Origin of the sequence: Apibacter sp. (assembly GCF_025291155.1) — a bacterium.
In the GTDB taxonomy this organism is placed as follows: domain Bacteria; phylum Bacteroidota; class Bacteroidia; order Flavobacteriales; family Weeksellaceae; genus Apibacter.
The window spans coordinates 1-9,477 of the sequence record NZ_JAMBJZ010000081.1 but is presented as its reverse complement, the minus strand read 5'-3'; the positions used below and the strand labels follow the sequence as shown (position 1 = coordinate 9,477).

Below are 9,477 nucleotides of genomic sequence, written 5' to 3'. Positions count from 1 at the left end.
ATTCTCACATGATCAAAACAAAAAGATTGTTCTACAAAACTTGACAAGTGAATATATATATTGCTTTTTTTAACACTTATTATATATAAAAAACTATTTACATACTAATATAAGACAATATTAATTTATTATATTCCTATAATTTAATATATAATTATTTTAATTTTGTAATACAAATAAAAAATAATATTTTTAATTAATGAAAAATATAATAAATATAAAAGCATCAAAGCCGCATTATGTAATTCTTGATGGTTTACGTGGAGTTGCGGCTATTATGGTTGTCCTATACCATGTGCTGGAAATTTACTCTCAAAATAATCACGCTTTACAAATTATTAATCACGGCTATCTGGCAGTTGATTTCTTCTTTCTATTATCCGGGTATGTATTGGGATATGCGTATGATGATCGTTGGGGAACCATGACGTTAAAAGATTTTTTTAAACGACGTATAGTCCGACTTCACCCTATGATTATTGCCGGAATGCTGTTAGGGGCATTATTATATTATTTTCAAGATGCACCAGCATTGGGCTGGAAAGAAACATCAGATGTTTCTATAATGAAATTGTTGCTAATTATGGCTCTTGGTATGTTATTAATTCCCGTAGGTAAAAGTTTAGATATCCGAGGATGGAATGAAATGTACCCTTTAAACGGCCCTGCCTGGTCTTTATTTTTTGAATATATAGCAAATATTGTATATGCACTAATTTTACGTCGAACTTCTAAAATAATATTATCTATACTTGTTATTTTTGCAGCAGGAAATACAATTTACTATGCCTTTACAAATCCTCTCGGAGATATAATCGGGGGGTGGGCCATTGATGATCCCAAACAACTAAGAATCGGTTTGACTCGTTTAGCTTTTCCGTTTTTAGCGGGATTACTATTAGCTAGGACTGGAAAACTTAGATTTATAAAAAATGCTTTTTTATTAACTGCTCTTTTATTGGTTATATTGTTATCTATACCTCATTTGGGAGGAGAAAATAACCTTTGGAACCGTTTTTACGAATGTATATGTTTGTTCGTATTCTTTCCATTGATCATTTGGTTAGGAGCCGGTGGAAAAATTAAAAATAAAAAAACCATGTCTCTATGTAAATTCCTTGGTGACATCTCCTACCCTATTTATATTACTCACTTTCCATTTGTTAATATTTATATGGCTTACATTGTCAACAACAACCTCTCTCTGGAAGATTCGTGGCCGTATGGTTTACTTGTAGTGATTATTTCCCTTATCGTAGCTTACCTTTCCATGAAATTTTATGATGTACCTGTTCGTGAATGGTTAAGAAAAAAACTCTTACAATCTCATAAATAGGAAATGTTTTATATTTTTAGGTAAACTGATTTTTTGATTGTTATGAAAAAATGTAAATAAAAATTAGCTACTTTATTAATAAAATAATATTGTATCTAATATATTATAAATTTTATAAGGTAAAAATATAAATTTAAATAATAAAATATTCAAACAATAACAATCCTCACTATAATATTATGATTATTTGTATATTTGAAAAAAATTTTCCACTTGATATCCTATTCATTTAATGAACTATTACCTTTTGGTTTTGAAATAAAAAATTTGCCTACAATGAATCGAAAGGCCTGTTCTATAACCAGAAAGCCTCATCGTGCAAGCTTTTATCAAATTATCCGAATAACAAGTGGTAAAACTATTCAAAAAGTTGATTTTACCCCTATAGAGGTTTCAGCAGGCGAAATGTTATTTATAGGTAAAGATCAAATACTCTCATTTGATGTAGAATCAGAATATAATGGCGAAATTATTTTATTCACAGATGAGTTTTACATCAGAAATGAATCTGACAGTCGTCTTATCAAACAAATCGAACTTTTCAACCCTTTTATAATCAACACTCCTATTTTATTTAATGAACACATAAATTCGATTTGGGAATTGATGAAAAAGATATATTCCCCTGAAGACGATTCTTATATTCCCGATATTTTACATCATTTGCTCAGCAGCTTTCTTTTATATTCGGAAAAGATTAATTCTCATTCAAAAAGAATTGCATCTTCTCCCAATTATCAAATTACTTTACAATTTTCTCATGCTGTAGAGAATTATTACAAAATTATGCGTAAAGTAAATGATTATAAAGCTCATATAGGTATATCTGCAAAAGCCTTATCTAAAGCATTAAAATGCACTGTCGGGAAAAGTCCTAAACAATATATAGATGAAAGAATTTTACTGGAAGCTAAAAGACTATTGGTTTACAGCGAAATGAATGTAAAAGAAATTTCCTTCGAACTAGGTTTTGATGAACCGACCAACTTTAGTAAATTTTTCAGAGAATATGTTGGTTTTAGCCCCATCGATTTTAAAAAGCAGCATCTGTCCTAAATTTATCAGTCTCGGCATCTTTTTTATCAGTATGTTCAGCAAGATCCATTTTACATTTGCACGATAAAAAAGTTTGTAATAATTGAGATTTTAATAGAAACATTTCCATAAACCTAGAGCATAATTCCTTATTCTCTAAAAAATATAAATTATATAATAATATGAAAAAATTAAGTTATGTATTAGCAGTTGTAGGTATTGCTATATTGGCTGTATCATGCAACAACACAAAAAATGAAGCAGTTCAAAATACGGATCAATCTAATTCTGCAGAAACGAAAGAAAATGATCTTAAAGAGATTAAACAATCTAATGCAGAAAAAGTAAAGGAATTACTTTCCTCATTTAGTACGGGTAATGAAGAACCTATTAAATATATTAACCCCAATAAATATATACAACATAATTTAGGAGCTGCAGATGGGGTTGAAGGACTTAAAACTCTAATGGAATTTCTATCGAAGACCAAACCGAGTGTAAAAATCGTGCGTATTTTTAGTGACGGCGATTATGTTGTAGCTCAAACTGAATACGGCTACGAAACACCCACTGTTGGATTTGATATTTTTCGGTTTGAAAATGGATTAATTGTAGAGCATTGGGATAATTTACAAGCAATTCCCCCTACAAATCCAAGTGGGCATTCACTTATAGATGGTGACACTACGATTAAAGAAACAGATAAAGAAGGCTTGGAAGCTAATAAAAAAGTTGCCGAAGGTTTTGTAACAGATGTATTGATGGGTAAAAATCCAAAAAATTTAGAAAACTACTTTGATGGAAACAACTACATTCAACATCATCCTTTGATTGGCGATGGCTTGGATGGTTTGAAAACCGGCCTTGAAAAAATGACTAAAATGGGATTAACTTTTAAATATTCTAAAATTCATAAAATTTTAGGAGAAGGTAATTTTGTTTTAGTAGTATCTGAGGGAGTAATGGCAGACAAACCTACTTCATTTTATGATCTATTCAGAATTGAAAATGGAAAAATAGCTGAACATTGGGATATTGTGGAAACAATTCCTCCGGTAAAAGATCATAAAAATAAAAATGGTAAATTCTAATTTTATATTACCCATATATAACTTTTAGAATAAATGAAAAAAATAGTTTCAGTTTTTCATTCTTTTTTATTACACTTAGGATTTAATGAATAATAAATATTCATTTCCTACATGTTAACATACTTCAACTATACAATAAGACGGTTATAATTGTATGATGTTTTCAATAATTTCATAATAATATAGCCGTCTTTTTTTATTTTAAATAATATCTTTTTTTACATAATTAGATTCTCATTGTTCTATCATTAGAAAAAATGATAAAAATATATTAATAGATTTTAGTAGAATGTAATGATTATCACTTTTCTAATTTAAAATAACATATAATAATAAATTTTAAATCTTTTTACATATTTTTAGGTTTGCTATCTCCATAAAAAAACCTGCACTTGGCAGGTTTTATATTATTATTTTTTATTTATTATTTTTTAATAATTTTTTTAGATACGGTTCCTTTTTCAGTTTTTATGAGTATCATATAAATACCCTTAGATAAATTTTGTAGATCTAATTCGTTGTCAATAATTCTTGAATAGTTTTGTACTTCTTTGCCTGTTAAATCAAATACAGTAGCTTCAATTATTTTTACAGGAGTTGAAATCTTTACGATATCAATTATAGGATTTGGAACAACATTTATTAGTTTAGATAAACTTATGTTAGAATCTGAAGTATTTTCTGAAGGTGTAATAATTTCAATAATTCCTAAAGAATTGTCTATTTTTTTGATATCTACTTCATATTCTAAAATAAATCCTGGAAATAATTTATTTTCCATTTTACAAATTAGGGATTTTCCTGCATTATCCCTACCTGCATAGAAGGTACCTTCTGAAGAAAGCATATTTACTTTCTTATTTCTTGCTTTATCATACCAATTATAGCTAGTAAATGTTCCTTTTATGTCATACTCAGAGGAAATGTCAATTAATTCATTAAATTCTTTAATTCCTCCTTGTAGTATTTCTTGTGGATTTAATTTTAGATATTTGATAGGTAGATAATTTCCTTCTAATGTTGAAAATTTCAATTGATTCTTGTATCCTGTCAAAGAATATAATCGAGGATTATTAGGGATGCTTAAACTTTTTATTTTATTTGAAGAGCAATTAAGTTCAATCATTTCTAAATTATTTGTCACATCTAAATTTGTAAGCTGATTATAAGAACAACTTAAACTACATAATTCATTATTTTCCGATACGTCAAGCTTAGACAGATTGTTGGAATCACAATTTAATTCTTTTAGATATTTACAATTACCTATATTTAATTCTATAATTTCGTTAATTGAACAATTCAAATTTTCCAAATAAATATTTTTTGAGACATTTAATTTTTGAAATTGATTATATGAACAATTTAGTTCTTTCAACAAAACATTCATTGATAAATCTAAATTAGTAAGTTGATTCGATGAACAATATAAATATTGTAAATTTACATTATTATTTACATTCAGTGAGGTAAGTTTATTTAATTCACAGCTGATTAGCTTGAGATTAGGATTTTCAGATAAATTCAATTCTTTTATTTGATTAGAATTACATTTTAAATACTCTAAATTCAAATTTTTTCTTATTTCAAGTGCTTCTAATTGATTTTTTGAACAATCTAATTCTTTCAATTTGATATTTTTTGATAAGTCTAGATCATTTAATTTATTAGAAACACAATATATGCTACTTAAATTAACATTTTTAGACAAGTCTATTTGTGTAAGATTATTTGATGAACAATTTAAATATTCAAGTTTTTTATTTTTAGATAAATCTAAAGATGTAAGTTGATTTGAAGAACATTTTAAAAATTCAAGTTCAGTATTTTTAGACAAATCTAATGATGTAAGCAGATTTGAAGAACAATTTAAATATTTTAAATTTTTAAAATATTTGCCCAAAAATTCTCCGGAAAATTTTTCATAATCAATACTATTAAGATATAATTTTATTAATACGTTATTACTATTAATTTTTTTCCACTCTAATCTGTGGGATAATTTAGTTAAAATATTTTCAGGATACCCTTCTATAGCTTTGGTCATATCATCCCAAATAAGACCTTCTTGTTCATAATTCCATTTATGGGTATCTTCAGAGTACTGAATATAAAATTTTAAAATTCCATAGATATCATTAGCATCGTAATTAGAAGCTACGGGAGCAACGAAATTTTTTTCTAGAAAATCACTTTTTTCTAAAACCGGTTCATTAGCCAACATAAATGTACTCATTAAGCATCCAATTAATGCATATAATAAATTTTTTTTCATAGCAATTTTTTAACTTAAAAATTATTAGACCAATATAGGATAATTAATTGTAATATTTACATTATTAAAACATAAAAAATATTTATAATATCAAATGGCTATTAAAATAAAAAATGGAATTTTAGCTTATACATTGGGTTTAGAAGGGAAAATAAACTAAATTTTATGATTGAAAATTATGTTATTTCATGACAAAAATCATGTATTTTTTTTCAAGATAGATAGAGCTATTTCAACAAGAAAAAAATACATGATTCTGCCATTCTTATTTTTTATTACTAAAAGATAACATTTATTTAAATTTATTTTAAAATATTATAAAAATAAAAGTTAGGATATGTTGTTAAAAATTATATAATTATCTAATTTAAATGTTACTAAAATTATAATCTATCATTTCATTAATAAAAAATTCTACCAATAAAATATTTTCTTTCTGAGCAATTATAAATACACCATTTATTTATTTTTTGCTAAAATGTATAAAGTCTATAACATATTTAGATTTCCTTCTTGCCTACCCGTTGAAAACCTTCAGGTATAGTTTCCTCTACATTTTTATCTGACAAAGTCTTAGTATTTGCAATGGTTACCTCATATAGTAAGATAAAGTTAGGGAATAATTCATTTTTCATTTGGCAGATTAACGTTTTTCCTGCATTTTCTGTACTAGCATAAAATTTCCCTTTTGATGCATACATATATACTTCTTTTTTGGTTGCCTTATCTAACCATGTATAAGTAGTAATTTTTCCATTAATGAGATATTCTGAAGACAGATCTAACAATTCGAAATAGCCTTTAGAGCCTCCTTGTAAAGTTGCTTGTGGGACTAAATCAAGAGTTTCAATAATACGGAAATCCCCTTGTAAGGTCGAAAATTTTAATTGATTTTCATATGCATATACATGATATAATTTATGAATTTTTGAAACAATTAAAGAAGAAAGTTGGTTTGAATAACAAGATAAATTAGTTAAGTTAGCATTTTTAGATACATCCAATCCATTAATTTGATTATATGAAAAATTTAATTCTAATAAATTTATATTATTTTATATATACAATGATGACAGTTCATAATAATATAAATATAAATATTTCAAATTTGCATTTTTAGACACATTTAATTGAGTCAATTTATTATAGGAGCAATTTAAAGCATTTAAATTAGTTCCTTCAGAAATTTCTAATTGAACCAGTTTATTATAGGAACAATTTAATGTTACTAATTTAGTATTTTGAAAAATGTCCAACGCTGTTAAATTATTGTTACTACAATCTAAACTAATTAAATTATTTAAAGCTGATAATTGTAATTTAACAATCTTATTGTTATTACAATACAACTTTTTTAATTTTAAATTATTTTTTAAGTTTAATTCTGTAAGTTGATTGTTAGCTCCATTTAAATATTCTAGATTTCCATTTTCGGGTAGCTCTATGGAAGTTAATTGATTGTCTCCAAAATATAGTATTTTTAAATCTAAATTTTTGGATACATCTAAATGAGATAATTTATTTTCATCACAATATAGGTGATCCAATTTTACATTCTTTGACACATCTAAATTGGTAAGTTGATTGGAATAACAGTCAAAATATTTTAGATTATAATTTTCTGAAACATCTATTGAAGTTAGGTTATTTGCATAACAATCTAACTCTTCCATATTTTTAAAATATTTACCTTCAAATATTCCAAAATATCCTTTTCTAATTAATATTAATTTTACCAAAACTCTAGTATTATCAATTTCTTTCCAAATTAATTGATCAGATAGCTTGGTAAAAATTATTTCAGGATTTCCCTTTATAGCTTTTGACATTTCTTCCCAAGTAAGCCCGGCCAGTTCATAATTCCACTTTTGATCTTCCTCAGAATATTGCATTAAAAAACTCAAGATTCCATAGACATCCATGGCATCATAATTAGAGGTTGCAGAAACATGATAACTCTCTTTCAGATAATTTTGTTTATTAAAAACGTTACTTGAAGCTAAAGCTAAAGTATTAAGCATACAATATGCTATAATAAAAAATATAATTTTTTTCATAATTAGATATATTTAAAATTTATGATACTAATATAGTATATTTTTGCATATTATATATATAATTTAAGAATAAAATAACTAATTATAAATATATAAAACCATAATAATTTTTTATCTACTGCTTATTTTACAAATTCATAAATAAAAAATTACTTATAAATTTCTAGGAACTTATTTCATTACAAAAGTTAGATAGACATTTTTTCAAATTGATATATTTTTAAAAAATACTTATTTATTTCTTAAAGTTTTATATTTCGACAAAAAAACCTGCACTTTGTGCAGGTTTTTTTGGATATTTAATTTCTTTATTTTTATCTTTTTATTATTTTTTTATTTATTATCCCTTGTTCAGTTTTTATTGTTATCATATAAATTCCTGAGGGTAAGTCTTGTAAATTTAATTCATTATTTGTAACCTTAGGGATTCTTTTTACTTCTCTTCCTGAATAGCTGTAAACATTTACTGATTCAACTCTTGCTGAAGAATTTATTTTTACATTATCTACTACTGGATTAGGCGTTAATTGTACAGATTCTGATAAATTTGCATGGGGACCTACCAACTTAAAGCCTTCCGGTATGCTTTCGTTTATATTTCTTGTTGTAACCATTTCATCTTTTATCGCTACTTCATATTCCAATATAAAGCCTGGAAATAATTCATTTTTCATTTGACAGATTAATGTTTTTCCTGCATTTTCTGTATTGGCTATGAATTTACCTTTTAATGCAAACATATTAACTTCCTGTTTAGTTGATTTATCTATCCAAGTATAAGAGGTCAGTTTTCCGTCAATGATGTATTCGGAAGAAAGATCCAATATATCAAAATATCCTTTAGTACCTCCATTCAAGGTATTTTGAGGATTTAATATTAGAGACTTTATTGTAAGAAAATCTCCTTGTAAAGTAGACAACTTCAATTGATTTGTATGTCCAACTAATTTAGATAAGTTATTTACTTTTGGTACAATCAATGAAGTAAGTTGATTGTATTCGCAATTCAAGGTAGCTAAGCTAACATTATTTGAAACATCTAACGTAGTTAACTTATTTGAATTACAAGATAAATTAATTAAATTAACGTTTTTTGAAACATCTAACGTAATTAACGCATTTGAATCACAAGATAAATTAATTAAATTAACGTTTTTTGAAACATCCAATGCTGTTAAACTGTTGGAATAACAAAACAAATTAATTAAATTAATGTTTTTTGAAACATCCAATTCTTTAAGTTTATTTAAATAACAATATAATTCTACCAAATTAACATTTTTAGATATATTCAATGAGTTAAGTTCATTACCATTGATTAATAATGTATTTAGATTTATATTATTGGAAAAATCCAATTGGGTCAATGCATTATTACAACAATCTACTTTATTTAACTTAACATTTTTTGATACATCTAATGTTTTTAATTTATTTTTATCACAATCTAAAGTTACAAGTTCAGAATTATTTAATAAATCTAATGAGTAAATATTATTGGCATAAATAATTAAGTTAGTTAGTTTTAAATTTTGAGTTACATTTAGTTCGGTAAGTTTATTATAAAAACCACTTAAAGATGTTAAATTTACATTTTTAGTTATATCTAATTCCTCCAACTCATTGAATGAAAAATTTAAGTATGTTAAACCTAAGTTTCTAGATACATCTAATTTTTTAAGT

7 protein-coding genes are annotated in these 9,477 nt (G+C 25.5%); 3 read left to right on the top strand and 4 right to left on the bottom strand.

The window, feature by feature from the left end:
- The first annotated feature begins 199 nt into the window (after window positions 1-199).
- The 3 genes from M3Z80_RS07900 (at window position 200) to M3Z80_RS07890 (ending at window position 3,462) form a co-directional block, all read left to right on the top strand.
- On the top strand, window positions 200-1,336 hold the full coding sequence (locus tag M3Z80_RS07900) for an acyltransferase family protein (RefSeq protein WP_293919013.1): 1,137 nt from the start codon (window positions 200-202) through the stop codon (window positions 1,334-1,336).
- Window positions 1,337-1,549: 213 nt separating this feature from the next.
- On the top strand, window positions 1,550-2,392 hold the full coding sequence (locus tag M3Z80_RS07895; RefSeq protein ID WP_293919011.1) for a helix-turn-helix domain-containing protein: 843 nt from the start codon (window positions 1,550-1,552) through the stop codon (window positions 2,390-2,392).
- A 161-nt stretch (window positions 2,393-2,553) separates the two neighbouring features.
- Window positions 2,554-3,462 carry a nuclear transport factor 2 family protein gene (locus M3Z80_RS07890; RefSeq protein ID WP_293919010.1) on the top strand — a complete coding sequence of 303 codons (909 nt, stop codon included), beginning with the start codon at window positions 2,554-2,556 and terminating at the stop codon, window positions 3,460-3,462.
- A 424-nt stretch (window positions 3,463-3,886) separates the two neighbouring features.
- Here the strand turns inward: M3Z80_RS07890 and M3Z80_RS07885 are convergent, their stop codons facing one another.
- The 4 genes from M3Z80_RS07885 to M3Z80_RS07870 form a co-directional block, all read right to left on the bottom strand.
- Window positions 3,887-5,737: a T9SS type A sorting domain-containing protein gene (locus M3Z80_RS07885; protein WP_293919008.1), complete on the bottom strand. Its 1,851-nt coding sequence runs from the start codon at window positions 5,735-5,737 to the stop codon at window positions 3,887-3,889.
- 500 nt (window positions 5,738-6,237) lie between these two features.
- On the bottom strand, window positions 6,238-6,741 hold the full coding sequence (locus M3Z80_RS07880; protein WP_293919006.1) for a hypothetical protein: 504 nt from the start codon (window positions 6,739-6,741) through the stop codon (window positions 6,238-6,240).
- 51 nt (window positions 6,742-6,792) lie between these two features.
- Window positions 6,793-7,794 (bottom strand): leucine-rich repeat domain-containing protein, encoded by a 1,002-nt coding sequence (locus tag M3Z80_RS07875; RefSeq protein WP_293919004.1) that lies wholly within the window; start codon window positions 7,792-7,794, stop codon window positions 6,793-6,795.
- Window positions 7,795-8,108: 314 nt separating this feature from the next.
- On the bottom strand, window positions 8,109-9,477 hold a 1,369-nt coding region (locus M3Z80_RS07870; RefSeq protein WP_293919002.1), incomplete at its 5' end, for a T9SS type A sorting domain-containing protein.